General features: G+C 68.3%; 16 protein-coding genes and 1 pseudogene. 10 read left to right on the forward strand and 7 right to left on the reverse strand.

Annotation, left to right across the window (positions count from 1 at the left end):
* Window positions 1-395 precede the first annotated feature (395 nt).
* Together IU459_RS07100 and IU459_RS07105 are read right to left on the reverse strand one after the other, a co-directional pair.
* Window positions 396-1,178 (reverse strand): transporter substrate-binding domain-containing protein, encoded by a 783-nt coding sequence (locus IU459_RS07100; protein WP_195128673.1) that lies wholly within the window; start codon window positions 1,176-1,178, stop codon window positions 396-398.
* A gap of 15 nt (window positions 1,179-1,193) precedes the next feature.
* Window positions 1,194-1,544, reverse strand: coding sequence for a hypothetical protein (locus IU459_RS07105; protein WP_195128674.1), 351 nt, complete (start codon window positions 1,542-1,544; stop codon window positions 1,194-1,196).
* Window positions 1,545-1,605: 61 nt separating this feature from the next.
* On the opposite strand from IU459_RS07105, the gene IU459_RS07110 reads away from it, so the two are divergent.
* On the forward strand, window positions 1,606-2,571 hold the full coding sequence (locus tag IU459_RS07110) for a quinone oxidoreductase family protein (protein WP_195128861.1): 966 nt from the start codon (window positions 1,606-1,608) through the stop codon (window positions 2,569-2,571).
* 234 nt (window positions 2,572-2,805) lie between these two features.
* Here IU459_RS07110 and IU459_RS07115 read toward each other — a convergent pair whose 3' ends face one another.
* Together IU459_RS07115 and IU459_RS07120 are read right to left on the reverse strand one after the other, a co-directional pair.
* On the reverse strand, window positions 2,806-3,345 hold the full coding sequence (locus IU459_RS07115) for a hypothetical protein (RefSeq protein ID WP_228837514.1): 540 nt from the start codon (window positions 3,343-3,345) through the stop codon (window positions 2,806-2,808).
* Window positions 3,346-3,909: 564 nt separating this feature from the next.
* Complete coding sequence (locus IU459_RS07120) at window positions 3,910-4,524, reverse strand: TetR/AcrR family transcriptional regulator (RefSeq protein WP_324198780.1); 615 nt, start codon at window positions 4,522-4,524, stop codon at window positions 3,910-3,912.
* A gap of 83 nt (window positions 4,525-4,607) precedes the next feature.
* Here IU459_RS07120 and IU459_RS07125 point away from each other — a divergent pair, with 83 nt between their 5' ends.
* Window positions 4,608-6,029 (forward strand): FAD-dependent monooxygenase, encoded by a 1,422-nt coding sequence (locus IU459_RS07125; protein WP_195128675.1) that lies wholly within the window; start codon window positions 4,608-4,610, stop codon window positions 6,027-6,029.
* Here IU459_RS07125 and IU459_RS07130 read toward each other — a convergent pair.
* Window positions 6,022-7,011: a heme o synthase gene (locus IU459_RS07130; RefSeq protein ID WP_195128676.1), complete on the reverse strand. Its 990-nt coding sequence runs from the start codon at window positions 7,009-7,011 to the stop codon at window positions 6,022-6,024. The genes IU459_RS07125 and IU459_RS07130 overlap by 8 nt on opposite strands.
* Window positions 7,012-7,764: 753 nt before the next feature.
* Between IU459_RS07130 and tkt the strand changes: the two genes are divergently transcribed.
* The 7 genes from tkt (at window position 7,765) to IU459_RS07165 (ending at window position 17,417) form a co-directional block, all read left to right on the forward strand.
* The gene (gene tkt / locus IU459_RS07135; protein ID WP_195128677.1) at window positions 7,765-9,906 is read left to right on the forward strand and encodes a transketolase; all 2,142 of its coding nucleotides are present in this window, start codon (window positions 7,765-7,767) and stop codon (window positions 9,904-9,906) included.
* A gap of 5 nt (window positions 9,907-9,911) precedes the next feature.
* Window positions 9,912-11,066: a transaldolase gene (gene tal / locus IU459_RS07140; protein ID WP_195128678.1), complete on the forward strand. Its 1,155-nt coding sequence runs from the start codon at window positions 9,912-9,914 to the stop codon at window positions 11,064-11,066.
* A 3-nt stretch (window positions 11,067-11,069) separates the two neighbouring features.
* Window positions 11,070-12,647, forward strand: coding sequence for a glucose-6-phosphate dehydrogenase (zwf, locus tag IU459_RS07145; RefSeq protein WP_195128679.1), 1,578 nt, complete (start codon window positions 11,070-11,072; stop codon window positions 12,645-12,647).
* Entirely contained in the window at window positions 12,644-13,552 is a 909-nt protein-coding gene (gene opcA, locus IU459_RS07150) for a glucose-6-phosphate dehydrogenase assembly protein OpcA (protein WP_195128680.1), read from the forward strand. The genes zwf and opcA overlap by 4 nt, the downstream gene beginning before the upstream one ends.
* Complete coding sequence (pgl, locus tag IU459_RS07155; protein ID WP_195128681.1) at window positions 13,545-14,300, forward strand: 6-phosphogluconolactonase; 756 nt, start codon at window positions 13,545-13,547, stop codon at window positions 14,298-14,300. The genes opcA and pgl overlap by 8 nt, the downstream gene beginning before the upstream one ends.
* A gap of 140 nt (window positions 14,301-14,440) precedes the next feature.
* Complete coding sequence (locus IU459_RS07160) at window positions 14,441-16,762, forward strand: thiamine pyrophosphate-dependent enzyme (protein ID WP_195128682.1); 2,322 nt, start codon at window positions 14,441-14,443, stop codon at window positions 16,760-16,762.
* A gap of 175 nt (window positions 16,763-16,937) precedes the next feature.
* On the forward strand, window positions 16,938-17,417 hold the full coding sequence (locus IU459_RS07165; RefSeq protein WP_195128683.1) for a hypothetical protein: 480 nt from the start codon (window positions 16,938-16,940) through the stop codon (window positions 17,415-17,417).
* A 281-nt stretch (window positions 17,418-17,698) separates the two neighbouring features.
* On the opposite strand, the gene IU459_RS07170 is transcribed toward IU459_RS07165, so the two are convergent.
* Together IU459_RS07170 and IU459_RS07175 are read right to left on the reverse strand one after the other, a co-directional pair.
* A complete protein-coding gene (locus IU459_RS07170; RefSeq protein WP_067465836.1) occupies window positions 17,699-18,301 on the reverse strand; it encodes a DUF7691 family protein in 603 nt (200 codons plus the stop codon).
* Window positions 18,302-18,362: 61 nt separating this feature from the next.
* A pseudogene (locus IU459_RS07175) lies at window positions 18,363-19,310 on the reverse strand (alpha/beta fold hydrolase).
* 261 nt (window positions 19,311-19,571) lie between these two features.
* Between IU459_RS07175 and IU459_RS07180 the strand changes: the two are divergent.
* Window positions 19,572-20,420 (forward strand): SDR family NAD(P)-dependent oxidoreductase, encoded by an 849-nt coding sequence (locus IU459_RS07180; protein WP_195128684.1) that lies wholly within the window; start codon window positions 19,572-19,574, stop codon window positions 20,418-20,420.
* Window positions 20,421-20,442: the final 22 nt, after the last annotated feature.

A 20,442-nucleotide genomic window follows, 5' to 3' on the forward strand; every position in this document is an offset into this window, starting at 1 on the left:
GGGAACCGGGGAGTCGCTGAGCCCCAGGTTCCCATGGCATACGGCCTGGCAAGCACTGCTGGAACACCCACGCCGAGCCGGCGTGAACCGGCGGATGTCCAACTGACCGCCGCTCTGCGGCCAGATCGGCACACCGCCGGTCAGGGTGGCGGGCGGTTGCCACCACACCCTCGGCAGCACAGACGTATTGACGTAGAACCGACGATATGGCGCTGGATGGTGACCGCATTCGCTCGCCGATGCGGCACCATTGAATCGGCGGTGGCCGCCACTATCGCTGATGGAGTTCCGGGCGACGTTGCGGGATGCGACTGCATGACGCGGTCGGTCGGCACCACCCCCACCTAGCACCATCCAGTCAGGCGACCGGCAATGCCGGTCAGCCGGGTATGCGGTCAACGGGCGGCGGCGTTCGGCCCGATCCACTGGTCGAACAGCCGATCGACTGCACCGGTCGCGAGCTGGGTCGCCAGGTAGGCATTGAGCGCGGTAGCCAGGACCGAATCGTTCTTCCGCACCAACAGCACCTTGCCGAACGAGTCGAACGGCGCTTCCGGATGCAGCACTTGCAGGTCCGGATGCTGGCGGACGCGGTAGCGGCCCTCGACGGAGTCGGTGACGAACACGTCGGCGCGACCCTGTTCGATCTCGCCGAAGATCGTCAGGTTGTCCGGCCATACGGTGAGCTGCGCCTCGGGGAAGTTCTTGCGCGCGAATTCCTCGTTCGTTCCTCCGCGATTCGCGATGACCCGTACGCCGGGACGGTTGATCTCCTCGATCGTCGAGTAGGCGGCGCCGTTCGAGCGGCGCGTGATCGGAGCCTTGCCGTCGGTGCCGTAGGTGATCGAGAAGTCGGCGAAAGCGCGGCGAGAAGGCTGGTCGGAGATGCCTCCGACGGCGATATCGCAGTTTCGCTCAGCGAAATCCGTTTTCAGGGTCGCCCACGTGATGGGAACGAACTCGATCGGACGGCCGAGCGTGGCGGCGAATCCGCGGGCGAGGTCCACGTCCACGCCGCGGTAGCCGCCGTCGGCGACCGAGTACGGCGGGTAGTCGCCCGGCGTGCAGGCGCGCAAGGCACTCGATGTGTCCTGCGCCGCCGCCGGAATCGCCACTGCGACAAGGGCGGTGCACCCGGCGACCAAGACCGCGCCGATGCGGCTCCACAGCCGCGTCATCGGGCTATGCACCGATCACTTCTCGTTGCGCGCCTTGGGGAAACGGGTCTGCTTGGCGACCCAGCCCGCCATCTTGGCCCAGTGGCCCTTGCGGGGGGTGACGACCGAGGTGAGCTCGCGATCCCACTCGTCGGTCTCGGTGAGGCCGTCGATGGTGGCGACCAAATCCTTCGCGGTCTCCAGGTCGGGGACGACGCGGTCGCCCAGGACGCCGTCCGCGCCGACCAGGGTCAGCCGGACGCCGGTGCGCCCGATCGGCTGGAGCACGGCCGTGGCGGAGCCGCCGTGATCGGCGACGAATCCCTTGACGGACTCCACGAGGGCGCCCGACAGCTTCGTCGGGGGCGTGGCGGTTTCAGCACTCATGGCAGGCAGTTTACCGACCGGTAGGATGCGGTCCAGCGCCTCGGGTGTACAACTGAAGTTCATGCGCGCCATTCAGGTTTCCGAGCACGGCGGTCCCGAGGTCCTGAAGTACGTGGAGGTGCCCGATCCGCAGATCGGGCCGGACCAGTTGCTGGTCGATACGCAGGCGATCGGCGTCAACTTCATCGATACCTACATCCGCACCGGGCGCTACCCCCAGGATGTCCCCTATATCCCGGGCGCGGAGGGTACCGGTGTGGTCGCCGAGATCGGCGCGAACGTCACCGAGTTCTCGGTCGGCGACCGGGTCGCCTGGGCGGCCGCACCGGGCAGCTACGCACCGAAGGTCGCGGTGAACGCCGCCGTCGCCATCGCGGTGCCCGAGGGAGTCGAGCCGCCGGTGGCCGCGTCGGCGCTGTTGCAGGGCATGACCGCGCACTACCTCATCGAATCCATCTACCAGCCGGAGCCCGGGGAGACCGTGCTGGTGCACGCCGGCGCGGGTGGTGTCGGGCTGATCCTGACCCAGCTGCTCACGGCGCGCGGCGTGCGGGTGATCACGACCGTGTCCTCCGACGACAAGGAGACCCTGTCCCGCGCGGCCGGCGCGGCCGAGGTGCTGCGCTACGGCGACGAGCTCGCAGGCCAGGTGCGCAAACTCACCGACGGGGTCGGCGCGGCCGCGGTCTACGACGGCGTCGGCGCGGCCACTTTCGAATCGAGCCTGGCCTCGTTGCGTGTGCGTGGCATGCTCGCGCTGTTCGGTGCGGCGAGCGGGCCGGTGCCGCCGTTCGACCTGCAACGGCTGAGCACAGCCGGTTCACTGTTCGTCACGCGTCCCAGCCTCGTGCACTACACCCGCGACCGCGCTGAACTCGCCTGGCGCGCGGGCGATGTCCTCGACGCCATCGCCGCCGGCACGTTGAATATCCGGATCGGCGCGACCTACCCGCTCGCCGAAGCCGAGCAGGCCCACCGCGACCTTGAAGGCCGCAAGACCACTGGCTCCATCGTCCTCCTTCCGTGAATTCGAGCAGAGGACGACGACGGGTGGCCCACCGGCAGGTTTCTTCCACGGCAAAGAAGCGCACGGGCGATGATTCCCCGAGTCGCCGCAATCGAACGGTCTCGTAGACCCAGTCGAGGCCGCAAACGTCCGCCGCGATGACGGGGTGACATCCCTGACCGAGCCCCGGGCACGGATCGGTCGGCGCGGAGAATCGTCCGCGCCGACCGGAGCATTGTCAGGTGCGCTGTCGCGTCACTGGTTGGCGCCGGCGATACCCCCGATGATCCCGCCGATCACACAGCCGGGAAGGGCCCCGACGATCAGGAAGAGGAGGCCGATCAGCGCACCCACGGCGCAACCGATCAATACGCCGGCGACCGTGGTGCCGGCGTCACCGATGAACTGCGGTGCACCCGGCTCCGGTGTCGCCGTGCCGACGGGAGTCAGGGTCAAGGTCGTCGCGGTGGCATCGATGTCGGGCGCCACCCGCACCTCCTGGCCCGAGACGCTGCGCAGCGTCGTCGGCACCTGGCCGATTACCGAACCGTCCGGCGCCGCCACGGATACACCCGTGGGTGTCAGGACGAATGAACCCGAGGCAAGGGTGACGGTCGCACCGGACCGGTCGGACGCCACCGCGGCCGTGTACGCGACACCCTGGTCGACACCGCTGATTTCCGAGCCGGCCACGCCCGCCTCGCCATGGCCGGTCGCGGCCGTGACGCCCAGTGTGACGGCGGAAAGAACTGCTGTCGCGGCAATTTTCGCAATGATCATGATGGTTACCTGCAATCACGAGTTGATTCACCGCGGCCCCGAACATGAGCGCCCGTTTGCCGTCATCGAATCGGCAGCACGCGTGGGGCGTGGCGAATCGGGATCCAATTGTGCTGCCCTGAACAGGGATCCGGCCCTCCGGCACGTCCCTGATGAACAAACCGGGCTGTTCCCATGGTGCGCTCGATCGGATCACAATGGAATACCCCGATTTTTGGTGTAGCCGGTCGGCTATCAGTGTAACCAGGCGTGCAATCGCTCAGCTATTCCAGCTCACCCACGGTCTCTAGGTAAATCTGCCGTAGACACTCCAGCGCCCTCGAATTCGAGCTATCCCAATAGCTTTCCGCTCGGCGGCATTCAGCAATCATTCCGCGATCCCATGCAGGGTCAGGGATTGGACTGCTCCATCGCGGCCCTGTTTCGCAACACTGCCCGCCTGCCGGTGAACCACGTTGGGCTGCATCGGCTTCCGATGCGACTACGCGCTGCCCGACGGAAATGTGCTGGGTATTGATCTGGCGGTCGGTGTCGATGGCTGGGTGACGCCGGTTGTGCGGCGCCGCGCTTCGGCCGGAATCAGCTGCGTTCCGGGATGTCGCGCCCGGTCAACCCTCGGTAGATGAACCGGGTCAGGCCGTCCACCGCCTGTTCGTCGGTCAACTCGACCGTGCCGTCCTCCACGGCGAGCAGCAGGCTCTGGGTGAGTAGGAACATCATCGCCAGGCTGGCGTCCGGGGTGCTCGGCAGCCGTAATCCCTTGTCGGCGAAGCCCGCTACGTGATCGGCGATGTCGGCGCGCTGCTGGACGGTGAAGCGCGCCACCATACGCGCGAAGTCCTCATTGACCAGCGCCGCCTGATTCACCGCGCGCAGCACCGGCCCGTGCTCTCGTGCGAAGGTCCAATACCCGGCGACGTGGTACCGCACGGCTTCCGGGTCGCTGAAATCCGGGTTGTGGCCGGGGCCTTCGGCGCGCTCGTCACCGGCGGCGGCCAAATCGTGCAGCAGCGCCTGGAGTAGTTCTTCCTTGCTCGCGAAGTGGTTGTAGAACGATCCGGCCGCCCGTCCCGCCTCCGTGGTGATGTCGGTGATCTTGGTGTTCAGATAGCCGCGCTCGGCGAACAACCGCAGCGCCGCCGCCTTCAGCGCTTGCTCGGTTTCGGCCGACTTCTCCTTGCGACTCAGCGACACCCGCCTCACCTCCTTGACAGGAAACGTACCAACCGTAAGACTGAATTCAGTTTCACTGAATTCAGATTCACTAGGAGAATCTCGTGTCACCACTCGTTCTCGTCGCGGGCGCCGGGCCCACCGGCCTCACCCTCGCTCTCGACCTCGCCCGCAGGAACATCCCGGTGCGGATCATCGACAAAGCCGCGACATTCTTCGCGGGCTCCCGTGGCGACGGCATCCAGCCGCGCACCCTGGAGGTCTTCGACGACCTGGAAATCCTGGACGCGGTGCTCGCGGCGGGGATGCCGACACCGGTGATGCGCGTTCACCTCGACGGCCAGTTCGTCGCCGAGCGCAGAATGTCCGAGCCGGTCGAGCCGACACCCGCCGTTCCGTATCCGAATCTGTGGGTGCTCGGCCAGTCCAGAACCGAGGCCATTCTGCGCGAACGGCTCGCGGGGTTCGGCGTGTCCGTGGAACTCGGCACAGCGCTGGTCGGCTTCACGCAGGATGACGACGGCGTCACCGCCACCCTGGAGTTCGGCGGGACGCGCGAGAGTGTGCGAGCCGCCTACCTGGTCGGCGCCGACGGCGGCAAGAGCACCGTGCGCAAGACGCTGGGCATCCCGTTCGAGGGCAGCACCGACGACTCGATTCGCATGCTGCTCGGCGATGTGCGCGCCGACGCGCTCGACCACGAGTTCGGCTACTGGTTCGCCGCCGGCGACCAGCCGATGGAGGGGATCGCGTTGTCACCGTTACCGGGAGGACGCCATTTCCAATTCGCCGCGCCGCTGACCGAGGACGCGCAGCCGAGCCTCGAACTGCTGCAGAAGTACGTGGACCGCTATTGCGGATGCGACGACGTCATCCTCAGCGACCTCACCTGGGCGACGGTGTGGCGGCCGAATGTCCGTCTGGCGCAACGGTTCCGCGACGGCCGGGTGTTCCTGGCCGGTGACGCCGCGCACGTGCACCCACCCACCGGCGGGCAGGGCATGAACACCGGTATCCAGGATGCGTACAACCTGGGCTGGAAGCTGGCCGCCGCTCTCGACGGCGACGACACCTGCCTGGACAGCTATGAGGTGGAGCGCCGGATGGTGGCCGCCCGGGTGCTCGGGCTGAGTTCCGAACTGCTGGGCAAGCTGGCCGACGGCGCCGAGGACGCGATGGACCGCGGACCGGAGACCCAGCAGTTGGACATCAGCTACCGCGATCCCGCCGTCCGCACCGCACTGGCCGTCGGTGATCGCGCGCCGGACGCGCCGCTGAAGGATGACGCGGGACGACCGGTGCGGCTGTTCGACCTGTTCCGAGGGCCCCACGCGACGCTGCTGTCGTTCGGCGTTCCGGCCGAAGCCGAGCCGGGCGTGCCCGCGTATGCGGTGGTCCGGCCCGGAACCGTGGTCGCGGGGCGGCACGTCGTCGACATCGACGGGCACGCGCACGCCGCCTACGCCGCGACCGAGGGCTCCCGGGTACGCGTACGTCCGGACGGCTACGTGGGCGCGATCAGTTGAAGAAGCTGCCGATGGTGTCCCAGCCGAGCACCGAGTCCACCGCGAGGCCGCAGAACACCACGGCCAGGTAGTTGTTCGACTGCAGGAACAGCCGCAGCGGCTTCACCGACTCGCCGCGCCGCACGCCCGCGTACAGCTGGTGGGCCATGAGCAGGAACCACGCTCCGGCCACCAGCGCGACGGCCGCGTAGATCACGCCGGTCGCCGGGACGAGGGCCAGCGTGGTGAGCACGGTCAGCCAGGTGTAGATGACGATCTGCCGGGTGACGGTCTGCTCGGTGGCCACCACCGGCAGCATCGGCACCCCCGCCGCGCGGTAGTCCTCCTTGTAGCGCATGGCCAGCGCCCAGGTGTGCGGCGGCGTCCAGAAGAAGATGACGCCGAACAGCGCGATGGCGGGCCAGCCGATGCCGCCGGTGACCGCCGACCAGCCGACCAGCGCGGGCATGCATCCGGCCGCGCCGCCCCACACCACGTTCTGCGAGGTGCGCCGCTTGAGGCCCAGCGTGTAGACGAAGACGTAGAACAGGATCGTCGCGACGACCAGCAGGCCGCTCAGCAGGTTCGCCTGCCACCACAGCCAGGCGAACGAGCCGACGCCGAGTGCGACGCCGAAGACGAAGGCGTTCGACGTCGGCACCGCCTCCCTGGCCAGCGGCCGCTTGGCGGTCCGCTTCATCACCTTGTCGATGTCGGCGTCGGCGACGCAGTTGAGCGTGTTCGCGCTCGCCGCGCCCATCCAGCCGCCGAACAGCGTGGCCAGGATCAGGCGGATGTCGACGGTGCCGCGGTCGGCGAGCAGCATGGTCGGGATGGTGGCGACGAGCAGCAGCTCGATCACCCTCGGCTTGGTCAGCGCGACGTAGGCCAGCACTCGCCGCAGCAGCCGGGACGGTAGGCCCGGACCCGTGAACCGGTCGGCCAGCGCCGTCGCGGAGGAGCCGTGCGCACCATCGCCACCCGGCTGTCGCCCAATCCGCACTGTCTCTCCTCGCACGCTGTGCATCGCATCCGGCATGGACCAGCAGCGCTCGTCCCGCTGGTACGGATGTGCCTGTACCGGACCCTCGTCCGCCCCGGCGCCCTCTCCGACCGGTGCGGCGCGACTACTACTACAAAGGATGGTAGACCCCTGCCGCCTCCGCCCTTCCCCTCGCCCCCGCGCAACGGCACGGGAATGTGACCCACCAGACGGGCCATTCCGCGCCTTCGACCATCCACCCTCGAGACGGTCGTACGCCTGTGTCCGACGAGTTTTGTTCACGCGTCTTACGTCCTGATACGAAATGCAGTTCGACGCGGGTCTGGAGTTCTGCCCGCTCTGATGAGGCCGCAACGTGATCGCGAACACGCAGCACCCGAGCACGCCACCGCCGATACGCGTCCGCCGGCACCGTTTCCCGGCCGACCGGCGTTCCGCCGCTCGATCAACGCACTCCAGGCCTGCTGGTGCGAGGCAGTGGGTCATCATTCGCGGACCGGCCCGCCGCCCAGGAGGCGAAGCAATCACCAACCTCGGCCGCCCCCGGCACCCGCCGCAACGTGGGCGCGAACCCGCAGCGCCGCGGGCGGCGCAAAACGCCACGGCAAAACAACACAGGGTTACTGCTGTGCCGGTCACCGGGCGCATCTAGGGTGGTTGGAGAAACCCGGTATGCACGCCGTAGCTGCCGCGCGATCATCGCCGTCAGAACCCACCCGCCGTCGACGAACCAATGTCAGGAGAACCTCGGTCGTGTCGATCACAGACGACATCCGCGCCCTCACTCAGCCGAACCACCCGGACGACTGGACGGATCTGGACACCAAGGCTGTCGACACCATTCGGGTCCTCGCCGCCGACGCGGTGCAGAACACCGGAAACGGTCACCCCGGTACCGCGATGAGCCTGGCGCCGCTGGCGTACACCCTCTACCAGCGCACCATGCGCATCGACCCCACCGATCCCAGCTGGGTCGGCCGGGACCGGTTCGTGCTGTCGTGCGGCCACTCCAGCCTCACCCAGTACATCCAGCTGTATCTGTCGGGTTACGGCCTGGAACTGGACGACCTGAAGAACCTGCGCAAGTGGGGCTCGCTCACCCCGGGTCATCCGGAATTCCGCCACACCGACGGCGTCGAGATCACCACCGGCCCGCTCGGCCAGGGCCTGGCGTCGGCGGTCGGCATGGCGATGGCGGCGCGGCGCGAGCGCGGTCTGTTCGACCCGGACGCCGCGCCGGGCACGAGCCCGTTCGACCACTTCATCTACGTGGTCGCCTCCGACGGTGACCTGGAGGAGGGCGTCACCTCCGAGGCGTCGTCCATCGCGGGCACCCAGCAGCTCGGCAACCTGGTCGTGGTCTACGACGACAACAAGATCTCCATCGAGGACGACACCACCATCGCCTTCACCGAGGACGTCGCCGAGCGCTACGCGGCCTACGGCTGGCACGTGCAGGTGGTCGAGGGGGGCGAGGACGTCGTGGCCATCGAGGCCGCGCTGGCCGCCGCCAAGGCCGAGACCGACAAGCCCTCGATCATCGTGCTGCGCACCATCATCGGCTACCCGGCGCCCGGCAAGATGAACACCGGCTCCGCGCACGGTGCCGCACTGGGCGCCGACGAGGTCGCAGCGACCAAGAAGGTGCTCGGCTTCGACCCCGAGCAGAGCTTCGAGGTGGATCCGGCGGTGATCGCGCACACCCGTAAGGTCATCGACCGCGGCAGGCAGGCGCACGAGGACTGGCAGAAGTCGTTCGACGCGTGGGCCGCGGCGAACCCGGAGAACAAGGCGCTGTTCGACCGCCTCGCCGCGCGGCGGCTGCCGGAGAACTGGGCCGCGAATCTGCCCACCTATGAACCGGATCCGAAGGGCATGGCCACTCGCAAGGCCTCCGGCAAGGTGCTCGCCGCACTGGCCCCGGTGCTGCCGGAGCTGTGGGGCGGTTCGGCCGACCTGGCCGAGTCGAACAACACCACCATGCCCGACCAGCCCAGCTTCGGGCCGGAGTCGATCTCCACCGGCATGTGGAAGGCCAACCCGTACGGCCGCACGCTGCACTTCGGTGTCCGCGAGCACGCGATGGCCGCGATCCTCAACGGCATCGCGCTGCACGGCCCCACCCGCCCCTACGGCGGCACCTTCCTGGTTTTCAGCGACTACATGCGCCCTGCTGTCCGCTTGGCCGCGCTGATGCGAGTGCCCTCGATCTACGTGTGGACGCACGACTCCATCGGCTTGGGCGAGGACGGCCCCACGCATCAGCCGATCGAGCACTTGGCCGCGCTGCGCGCCATCCCCGGCCTGAACGTGGTCCGCCCCGGCGACGCCAACGAGACCACCTACGCCTGGCGCACCATTCTGGAGCGCGACAGCAGCGAGCACACCTCGCACTTCTCGGTGTCGGAGCCGCCGCACCAGGACGGCCCGTCCGGGCTGGCGCTGACCCGCCAGGACCTGCCGATCCTGGAAGGCACCAGCTACGAAGGCGTGTCCAAGGGCGGTTACGTCCTTGCCGAGGCGTCCACCGGCACCCCGCAGGTGATCCTGATCGCCACCGGTTCGGAGCTCCAACTCGCCGTCGCCGCCCGCACTACGCTGGAGGAGCAGGGCATCGCCACCCGCGTGGTGTCGATGCCGTGTGTGGAGTGGTTCGACGCGCAGGACAAGGCGTACCGGGACGAGGTGCTTCCGCCCGCGATCGCCGCACGCGTCGTCGTCGAGGCCGGTATCGCGATGCCGTGGCACCGGTTCGCCGGTGACGCGGGCGAGATCGTGTCGATCGAGCATTTCGGCGCCTCCGCCGACTACAAGACCCTGTTCCGCGAATTCGGTTTCACTCCGGAAGCCGTCGTTGCCGCCGCGCAGCGCACGCTCGAGAACGTGAAGGGATAGCGCTCATGGCTCAGAACGAAAACCTCGCCGCCCTGTCGGCGGCGGGGGTGTCCGTATGGCTCGACGATCTGTCCAGGGACCGGATCCGCTCCGGCAACCTGGCCGAGCTGATCGACACCCGTGGCGTCGTCGGGGTCACCACCAACCCGACGATCTTCCAGGGCGCGCTCAGCCAGGGCCACAGCTACGACAGCCAGCTGAAAGAGCTTGCCGCCCAAGGCGCCGACGCCGATGCCGCCATCCGCACCATCACCACCGACGACGTCCGCGCGGCCTGCGACGTGTTCGCTCCGGTCTTCGAAGCGACCGGCGGTGTGGACGGCCGGGTCTCCATCGAGGTCGATCCGCGCCTGGCGTTCGACGCGGACAAGTCCATCGCGCAGGCGGTCGAACTGTGGAAGATCGTCGACCGGCCCAACCTGTTCATCAAGATCCCGGCCACCGAGGCGGGCCTGCCCGCAATCACCGCGGTGCTCGCCGAGGGCATCAGCGTCAATGTCACGCTGATCTTCTCGGTGCAGCGCTATCGCGCGGTGATGGGCGCCTACCTGGACGGCGTGCGCAAGGCGAAGGTCGCCGGGCATGATCCGGCCAAGATCCATTCCGTCGCTTCGTTCTTCGTGTCCCGGGTGGACACCGAGATCGACAAGCGGCTGGAGGCGATCGGCACCGAGGAGGCGCTCGCGCTGCGCGGAAAGGCCGGTATCGCCAACGCCCGGCTTGCCTACGCCGAGTACCAGGACGTGTTCGACGGTGGCAAGCACACCTCCACCTACACGAACCTGGCCGCCTCCGGCGCGAATCGCCAACGGCCGCTGTGGGCGTCGACGGGTGTGAAGAACCCGGACTACCCCGACACCATGTACGTCACCGAGCTGGTCGCCCCGAACACCGTGAACACGCTGCCGGAGAAGACCCTCCAGGCGGTCGCCGATCACGGCGAGATCCGCGGCGACACCGTCACGGGGACCGCCGCGGCGGCCAAGGAGGTCTTCGACCGGCTCGCCGCGGCCGGCGTCGACCTGGACGACGTGTTCGAGGTGCTGGAGCGCGAAGGCGTGGATAAGTTCGAGAAGTCCTGGGAGGAGCTGCTTTCCGCCACGGCCACGGAGTTGACGTCGGCCGCCGCGTCCGGCTCCGGCGCATCCGGGAACAGCTGACCGATGGCCGGTACAGCGCCCACGGGTCGAGCGGCCGCGAACGATTGGCACAACCCGCTGCGCGACAGCCGGGACCAGCGGCTTCCCCGCATCGCGGGACCATGCAGCATGGTCATCTTCGGGGTCACGGGTGACCTGTCCCGGAAGAAGCTGATGCCGGCCATCTACGACCTGGCCAACCGGGGGCTGCTGCCCCCGGCTTTCGGCTTGGTCGGCTTCGCCCGCCGCGACTACGCCGACGAGGACTTCGCCTCGGTCGTCCTCGACGCGGTGAAGACGCATTCGCGCACCCCCTTCCGCCAGGAAGTCTGGGACCAGCTCGCGGAGGGCATCCGCTTCGTCCAGGGCACCTTCGACGACGACGCGGCATTCGACCGGCTCGCCGACACCCTGGCCACCCTGGACAAGGAGCGCGGCACGGGCGGCAATCACGCCTTCTACCTGTCCATCCCGCCGAAGACGTTCCCCGTCGTGCTGGATCAGCTCTCTGGGCACGGCCTGGCGCAGACGAAAGGGTTCGACGAAGCGGGCCGCAAGCCGTGGCGCCGAGTGGTGATCGAGAAGCCGTTCGGGCACGACCTGGAAAGCGCCCAGGAGCTCAACGCGCTGGTCAACCGGGTGTTCCCGGAGGAGACGGTGTTCCGCATCGACCACTACCTCGGCAAGGAGACGGTGCAGAACATCTTGGCGCTGCGCTTCGCCAACCAGTTGTACGAGCCGATCTGGAACGCCAACTTCGTCGACCACGTGCAGATCACCATGGCCGAGGACATCGGATTGGGCGGTCGCGCCGGGTATTACGACGGCATCGGCGCCGCGCGCGACGTGATCCAGAACCACTTGCTGCAACTGCTGGCGCTCACGGCCATGGAGGAGCCGATCAGCTTCGAGCCCAAGCAGCTGCAGACCGAGAAGATCAAGGTGCTCACGGCCACCAAGCTCATCGAACCGCTGGACGAGACCACCGCGCGCGGGCAGTACGCAGAGGGCTGGCAGGGCAGCGAGCACGTGGTCGGACTGCTGGACGAGGAAGGGTTCGATCCGAATTCGCGGACCGAGACCTATGCCGCGATCAGCCTGGAGGTCGACACCCGCCGCTGGGCGGGCGTCCCGTTCTTCCTGCGCACCGGAAAACGGTTGGGGCGCAGGGTCACCGAGATCGCGGTGATCTTCAAGCGGGCGCCGCACCTGCCGTTCGACCAGACCATGACCGAGGAACTCGGGCAGAACGCGCTGGTCATCCGGGTGCAGCCGGACGAGGGCATCACCACGCGGTTCGGCTCGAAGGTGCCGGGCTCCGGCATGGAAGTGCGCGATGTCAACATGGACTTCAGCTACGGTGAGGCGTTCACCGAGTCCTCCCCCGAGGCCTACGAGCGCCTGATCCTCGACGTGCTGCTCGGTGTGCCGTCACTGTTCCCGGTCAACGCGGAGGTCGAATTGTCCTGGCGCATCCTGGACCCCGTGCTCGAGCGCTGGGCCGCCGATGGCAAACCGGATCCGTACGAGGCGGGCACTTGGGGCCCGGCGTCGGCCGAGGAGATGCTCGCCCGCACCGGGCGGGAATGGCGGCGGCCGTGATCGTCGACATGCCGGAGACCAAGACCAGCGAAGTCACCAAGCGTCTCGTGCAATTGCGCGAGAGCAACGGCGTGATCACCGTGGGCCGGGTGCTCACCCTGGTGGTGTGCACGCTGGACAGCTCGGAGGCCGAGGACGCGATCGACGCCGCGAACGACGCCAGCCGCGAACACCCCTGTCGCGTGGTGGTCCTCGCACGCGGTGACCGAGAAGCCGCCACCCGGCTGGACGCGCAGATCCGGGTCGGCGGCGACGCGGGAGCGGCCGAGGTTATCGTGCTGCGCCTGCAGGGCGAGCTGATCAACCACGAAAGCAGCGTCGTCATCCCGTTCCTCCTGCCGGATACGCCGGTGGTCGCCTGGTGGCCGCGCGGAGCCCCGGAGTTCCCGTCCAAGGACTCGGTGGGCCGGCTCGCGACCCGGCGCATCACCGACGCCACCTTCGCGCCCGATCCGCAGGCGGCGATCAAGAAGCGGCTCGGCTCCTACGCGACCGGCGACTCCGATCTGGCCTGGAGCCGGATCACCTACTGGCGCGCGCTGCTGGCCGCTGCCATGGATGAGCCGCCGTTCGAGCCGGTGGAGTCGGCGACGGTGTCCGGGCTGCGTGACGAACCTGCCCTGGACATGCTGGCTGGCTGGCTGGCGGCTCGGCTGGGATGCCAGGTTCGCCGCCGAACCGGACCTTTGCACGTGGAACTGCACCGCCGCACGGTCTCCGTCGCGATCGAGCGACCGCAAACGGGTCGCACCGCCACGCTCACCCGCACCGGCGAGCCGGTGCAGCGGATCGCGTTGGCCCGCAGGGAGACTCGCGACTGCCTCGCCGAGGAACTACGCAGGCTGGACGCCGACGGCATCTACGCGGAGGCACTGGCCGGAATCGAGAAGGTGATCTATGAGTGACCACACCGATTCACCCTTTCCCAGCGACACCGTCGAGGTCCACCTCGACGCCGAGTCGCTCGTCGCTGCCGCGGCGGCCCGGTTCGTGTCGGTCGTCGTCGCGGCCCAAGCCGAGCGCGGTGCGGCGTCGGTGGTGCTGACCGGCGGCGGCACCGGCATCGCCCTGTTGGAGCAGGTGCGCAAGTCGCCCGGCGACATCGACTGGTCCCGGCTCGAGGTGTTCTGGGGCGATGAGCGTTTCGTGCCCGCGGGCGATCCGGAGCGCAACGACCTGCAAGCCAGGCAGGCTCTGCTCGACCACGTACCGGTGGACCCGGCGCGGGTGCATCCGGTGGCCGCGTCCGATGGCGAGTACCCCGACCCCGTGGAGGCGGCCGCCGAGTACTCCGCGACCGTGCACGCCTACCTCACCGAGCACGGCGCGTTCGATCTGCATCTGCTCGGCATGGGCGGCGAGGGACACGTGAACTCGCTGTTCCCGCACACCGACGCCGTGCGCGAGGAACACGAGTTCGTTGTCGCCGTGACGGATTCGCCGAAGCCGCCGTCTGTGCGGGTAACCCTCACCCTGCCCGCCATCCGGCGGGCGCGCCACGTCGTGCTGGTGGTCGCCGGCGCGGCCAAGGCCGAGGCAGCCGCCGCGGCTATCGGCGGCACCGACCCGCTGGAGATCCCCGCGGCCGGCGCGACAGGCACGGACTCCACCACCTGGCTGCTCGATCAGGAGGCCGCGGCAGCGCTGCGCTGAGAGCCGATCCCGGCGCGATCGGTAGGTCACCTGCCGCCGTCTCGCGCACACCCCAATTTCACCCGAAACTCGGGAGAGATTCCGGAAAAATACCGGCCGATTACTGTTCGAACGGTGGAGTTGTACGGGATGATCGTGCGGTGACCGAGCAGGCAGTGGATCTGGACGAGCGGTTTCGCACCGTGATCGCCGCACTCGCGCCGCAGCCGAGCCGCCCGGCGAGTCATCCGATCGTGCCCGGCAGTGCGGTTACCGGCGCGACCTGCCTGAACCTGTTCGAATCGCAGGCGACGAGCAGGCATCTCGATCTCGCGGCACGACGCCTCGGCAGCGCCCGGCGCGGTTACTACAGCATCGGATCGTCCGGCCACGAAGGAAACGCCGCGTTGGCGGCGGCCCTGCGGACCTCCGATCCCGCTTTGCTGCACTACCGATCGGGCGGGTTCTTCGTGCACCGGGCCCGGCGCGTGCCGGGCCTCGACCCGATCCGGGACGTGCTGCTGGGAGTGGTCGCCGCGGCGGCCGATCCGATATCGGGCGGTCGGCACAAGGTGTTCGGCAGCGCGGCGGCGAACGTCATCCCGCAGACTTCCACCATCGCGTCGCACCTTCCGCGTGCGGTGGGGTTGGCCTTCGCGATCGATCGGGCCGCGCGCCTGCGGGTTACCAGCCCGTGGCCCTCGGACGCGGTGGTGCTGTGCAGTTTCGGCGACGCGTCGGCGAACCACTCCACCGCGGCCGGGGCGATCAACGCCGCGATCCATACCGCCCACCACCGGATTCCGATGCCGATCCTGTTCGTCTGCGAGGACAACGGCATCGGCATCAGCGTTCCCACGCCGCCGGACTGGATCGAGCAGGCGTACGGCCATCGGCCTGGTCTGCGGTTCTTCAGCGCGAACGGTTCTGACGCCGTCGACGCGCTGACCACCGCGAGCACTGCCGCACAGTGGGTCCGGGAAAACCGGAGGCCCGCGTTCCTGCGTCTGCGGACCGTCCGGCTGCTGGGTCACGCGGGTTCGGACGTGGAGGCCGCCTATCGTCCCGCTGCCGATATCGCCGCCGACCTGCTCCGCGATCCGGTGCTGGCGACCGCGCGGCTGCTGGTCGACTCCGGCGTGGTCACGCCCGCCGAGGTGCTCGACCGCTACGCCGAGCTGGGCCACCGCGTTGCCACGGCGGCCGAAATAGTCTGCAATGAACCGAGACTCGCCTCTGCCGCCGCAGTGATCGCTCCGATCGGCCGATCTCGCCCGGACTTGGTGCGCACGGATGCGCTCAGAGCCGATCCCCTGCCGGACGACGGTCGCTCCGCAGCCAGGGCGGATCCTGCGACCTCACGCACCGATGCGTCTTACCACACGAACGCCAAAAGCGTTGCGGCGCAGAGTGATCCGATGACACTTGCCCAGGCGATCAACAACACGCTCGCAGACCTGCTGACCCGGGACCGGGATGTGCTCGTCTTCGGGGAGGACGTCGGCCGCAAAGGCGGCGTATACGGCGTGACCAAAGGACTACAGAAGACGTTCGGCGCGCGCCGCGTGTTCGACACCCTGCTGGACGAGCAGAGTGTCCTCGGCACCGCACTCGGCGCGGCGCTGGCCGGGTTCGTCCCGATTCCGGAGATCCAGTATCTCGCCTACCTGCACAACGCCGCCGACCAGATTCGTGGCGAAGCGGCCACGCTGTCGTTCTTCTCCGACGGGCGCTATCGCAACCCGATGGTGGTACGGATCGCCGGATACGCCTATCAGAAAGGCTTCGGCGGTCACTTCCACAACGACAACTCGATCGCCGCGCTGCGCGACATCCCCGGCGTGGTCGTCGCCTCCCCGTCCCGCGCCGACGACGCCGCGGCGATGCTGCGGACCTGTGTGTCCGCCGCCCGGGTGGATGGCCGGGTGTGCCTGTTCCTGGAGCCCATCGCGCTCTATCACACCCGCGACCTGCACACGCCCGGCGACGATGGCTGGCTGACGCGCCCGTCTCGCACCGAGCACGTCGAGATCGGCCGAGCCCGCGTATACGGCGACGGCATGGACCTGACCTTGGTCAGCTTCGCCAACGGCGTGCCGATGAGCCTGCGCGTGGCGCGACGCCTGGCCGGACGCGGCATCCATGCCCGCGTGCTCGACCTGCGCTGGCTCGCTCCGCTGCCGGTGGACGACCTGGTGGAGCACGCGCGCGCGACCGGCCGGGTCCTCGTCGCGGACGAGACCCGCCGCAGCGGCGGCGTGTCCGAGGCAGTCTGCGCGGCACTGGTCGATGCCGGTTTCGCAGGGTCTCTCGCGCGCGTCACCAGCGAGGACAGTTTCGTGCCGCTCGGCCCCGCCGCCGAGACGGTGCTGCTCGACGAGCACCGGATCGACGCCGCGGCATGCGCGCTCATGGGCCGAGCGGAACAACGAGCGCTGCCGGACGAGGTCCGTGCAGCTCGCGTCAGGCCGAGGAAAGACTGAGGCAGCCACAGGCGCTGTGTGGACGAAGTCTGTCCGCAGTCCTGCGCCGGCCGAGCGAAGGCGGGCAACCCGCCTCTCCCCGGACGCGCGGCGCGGCATTCCGGAAATTCGATTCGGGCAGGGAATAGTGGAAATACAGTGAGGTGACGGTGACCAGCAGCGGAAGGACACGGCAATGACCACGATGTCCATGCTCGGCGAGGTACGGCCGGAGCACGAGCACACAGCCGACGGCGATCTGGTGCTGCTGCACTACCTGCGCTCCTTCCACAAGCCGGTGCTGGACGTGTGGTCGGCGGCCACCGATCGCGGCCAGCTCTCCCGCTGGCTCGGCGCCGTCTCCGGCGGCAACGGCAACCTCACCATCGAATTGCTCGACGGTCCGGTCGCCGGTCCGGTGGCGGTACGCGTCGACCACTGCGTAGCTCCGCACGAACTGGTCGTGCACATCGACGGCTGCCTGCTCGAGGTCCGGATGAGCCAGGTCGGCGTGGTCACCACCGTCGAGTTGACCCGCCGCCACGTCCGCCCCGCCGACGCGGGCGCCATCGGCCCGCGCTGGCAATACCTGCTCGACCGCCTCACCGCCTACCTCGACTACGAGCCGCTGCCGCGGTGGTCGGACTACCCGAAGCGGACCGAGGAATACCGCTAGGCGGCTGCCTCGCCTTCGCTCGGACCGGCGCAGGCTAAGCGCGGAGCTCATCGGACTGCGCCTTTTTTGCAGCAGCTGCCACAGCCTGCACTCAGCCCAGCGCGGGCTACCGACGGACTCCGTCCGACTGCGCCTTTTTTGCAGCAGCTGCCACAGCCTCCACTCAGCCCAGCGCGGGCTACGGACAGACTCTGTTCCAACTGCGCCGGTTGTGCGGCTGCCTCATCCTCGCTCGGTCCGTCCGCGGATGGATTGCGTTCGGATGCGACCTGGTCGGCGGTTCAGTAGAAAAACCCGGCGATGCCCCAGCCGGGACGGGCTTGGGCCGCGCGGATCCATTCGACGCACGACTCGATGGCGGCGAGTATCTCGTGGTCGACCTCCTCACGTTGTGGTGGCGTCGTGGATTCCCACTGCACCAGCGCTTCCGCGCACTGCTCCGGCGTCCATTCGCCGTAGCCGGGTAGATCGTCCGGTTGCGGCAGCGCGGGCGGAAGGGAGTGGTACATGAAGTCGCGGACGCTGATCGCCTTGATGCCGAGCGTGGCGAGTCCGTCATCGATGTGATCGAGCCAGCGGCCACGGAACGCGGAGAAGTAGCGGTTGTCGACGAACCGGCCGTAGAACTGGCAGATCGTCTGGTAGGCGTAGCCGTATTGGAAACCGTAGGACGGGTCGAACGGGCCGCCGTCGATGACGGCGCGCACCGCCTCGTAGCGGGTGGGTGCGCCGGCCGCGATCTCCTCGGCGAACCAGTCGTCATCATGGGTCAGCTGGGCCTTGAACCGCCCTCCGATCATCCGCCGGAGCTTGTCGTCCCTGGACCCGATGGCGGCGGAGACCCTGTCCAGTTCGACGACGTAGATGCTCAGGCTATAGCTCATTCACCAGACATTAGCGGTGCCCACCGACAGCGAACGGCGCTGGGCCCGAAGACCTTTCACCTCAGGCGGAAATCCCGGAAGGGTGCGCCGCCAGGTGGTGCAGATGCGCGGCGAGCAACGCGTTCACTTCGGCGGTCCGCTCCAGCTGCACGAGGTGACCCGCGTCGGCGATCTCGGTCACCGCGCGCAGGTCGACGACATGCTCCCGCATGGTGGCGAGCGGATCACGGCCGCTGAAGCCCTCCATGTCGGGATCGCGATCACCGTACAAGAAGTAGGCCGGCACAGTGACTTTCGCGTCTGCGTAGTCGGCGGTGAGTTCCCAGTTGCGGTCCAAGCTGCGGTACCAATTCAATCCGCCCGTGAAGCCGGTGCGTTCGAAATCTCGTGCCAGGGTGTCCACTTCGTGTCCGGTCAGCCAGCGCCATGGAAGCGCGGGAGCCTCTGGGAGCACGTCGAGATAGCCGGTGCCTTCCGCTGGGAAGCGCCAAGTATCCAGATAGTGATAGTCGGCGCTCAATGCGAAATACACGCGCGCGAGAAATTCCCGTGGACGGGCGCCGAGTTCCGCGTCGGCGACGCCGGGAGTCTGGAAGTAGTGCAGATGCAGGAAGTGTCGTGCGGCAGCCTTCGCCCACAGCTGCGAAGGGGCACGGGACGGACGGGGTGCGAACGGATTGTTCAGGACAATCACGGCGCGCACCCGCTCCGGGGCACGCAATGCCAGTTCCCACACCAGCGCGGCGCCGAAGTCCAAGCCCACGAACACCGCCTGCTACGCGCCGATGTCATCGAGCAGGCCGAGCAGGTCGTCGCAGACGGCGCGATTGGTGTACGCCTCGAGGTCGGCGGGTGCGTCGGTCTGTCCGTAGCCGCGCAGGTCGGGCGCGACCGCGCGATATCCTGCCGCGGCGACCGCGGGCAGCTGGCGGTGCCAGACGTACCAGGTGTGCGGAAAGCCGTGGCAGAAGATCACCGGCTGCCCTTCACCCTGTTCGGCGAGGTGCATACGAATACCGTTGGTCGTCACGAACCGATGCGTCAGCTCCACTGCGGCCTCCAAACCGTGGACTAGAACACGTTACCGTTTCACGGTAGTGTCCCAGTTCCGTGAGCGAGCGTCAGCGAGTGAACCGAAATTACAGCGCGCCCCCGCGCACGACGGAGCCCAGCGCTAGCGAGGCGGAGTCGTGAGTGAGCGCCAGCGAGCGAACCGAGGACACAGCGCGCTCCCGCGCACGACGGAGCCGAGCGCGAGCGAGGCGGAGTCGTGAGCGGAATACCGGACAAGCTCGAAGGCAAGATCGCGGTGGTCACCGGCGCCAGCCGCGGTATCGGCAAGGGGATCGCGCTGGAGTTGGGCGCGGCGGGCGCGACCGTGTTCGTCACCGGGCGCTCGACCTCGCAGGGACGCTTGCCCGGTACTGTGCACGCGACAGCCGCCGAGATCGATGCGGCGGGCGGGGTGGGCATCCCGTTCGTGTGCGATCATCGCGACGACGACGCGGTGGAGCGGCTGTTCGAACTGATCCGCACCGAGCACGGCAGGCTGGACGTGCTGGTGAACAACGTCTACAACTCCCCCGCAGCGGCCCGCTGGCTGGGCAAGCCGTTCTGGGAGGTTCCGCCGGCGGCCTGGGACGAGACCTTCGACGTGGGCGTCCGATCGCATTATGTGGCAAGCGTTTTCGCCGCGCCTCTGCTGATCGAATCGGGCGGGCTGATCGTCAACATCTCGGCGCCCGGGGCGCGCAGGTACATGCACAACGCCGTATACGGCGTCGCGAAGTGCGCGCTGGACCGGCTCACCGCCGACATGGCGCATAATCTCGCGGGCACCGACGTGACCGTGGTCTCGCTGTGGCCGGGGATCGTCGATACCGAACTGCTGCAACTGGTTCCGGCCGACGCGCACGGGCACCGGCTGGTCACGCTGCCAGGCGAGGGCACCTTCGACCTCGCTGAGGCGCAGACGCCGCGCTTCACCGGCCGCGCCGTCGTCGCGCTGGCCACCGATGCCGGGCGCCGCTCGCGCACCGGATTGTCGTGGCGAGTTGCGGATCTCGCGGATTACTACGGTTTCACCGACATCGACGGCCGCGTTCCGCGCACTGATTGACCGATCAGAGCACGCCGAGGAA

The organism is Nocardia amamiensis, assembly GCF_015477605.1.
Taxonomy (GTDB): Bacteria; Actinomycetota; Actinomycetes; order Mycobacteriales; family Mycobacteriaceae; genus Nocardia; species Nocardia amamiensis_A.

Bases quoted from the DNA above. Each gene is read 5' to 3' on its own strand.
- IU459_RS07110 (WP_195128861.1), top strand. From the start codon at position 1,606: ATGCGCGCCATTCAGGTTTCCGAGCACGGCGGTCCCGAGGTCCTGAAG.
- zwf (WP_195128679.1), top strand. From the start codon at position 11,070: ATGGCCGGTACAGCGCCCACGGGTCGAGCGGCCGCGAACGATTGGCAC.
- tal (WP_195128678.1), top strand. From the start codon at position 9,912: ATGGCTCAGAACGAAAACCTCGCCGCCCTGTCGGCGGCGGGGGTGTCC.
- pgl (WP_195128681.1), top strand. From the start codon at position 13,545: ATGAGTGACCACACCGATTCACCCTTTCCCAGCGACACCGTCGAGGTC.
- IU459_RS07165 (WP_195128683.1), top strand. From the start codon at position 16,938: ATGACCACGATGTCCATGCTCGGCGAGGTACGGCCGGAGCACGAGCAC.
- IU459_RS07105 (WP_195128674.1), bottom strand. From the start codon at position 1,544: ATGAGTGCTGAAACCGCCACGCCCCCGACGAAGCTGTCGGGCGCCCTC.
- IU459_RS07170 (WP_067465836.1), bottom strand. From the start codon at position 18,301: ATGAGCTATAGCCTGAGCATCTACGTCGTCGAACTGGACAGGGTCTCC.
- IU459_RS07100 (WP_195128673.1), bottom strand. From the start codon at position 1,178: ATGACGCGGCTGTGGAGCCGCATCGGCGCGGTCTTGGTCGCCGGGTGC.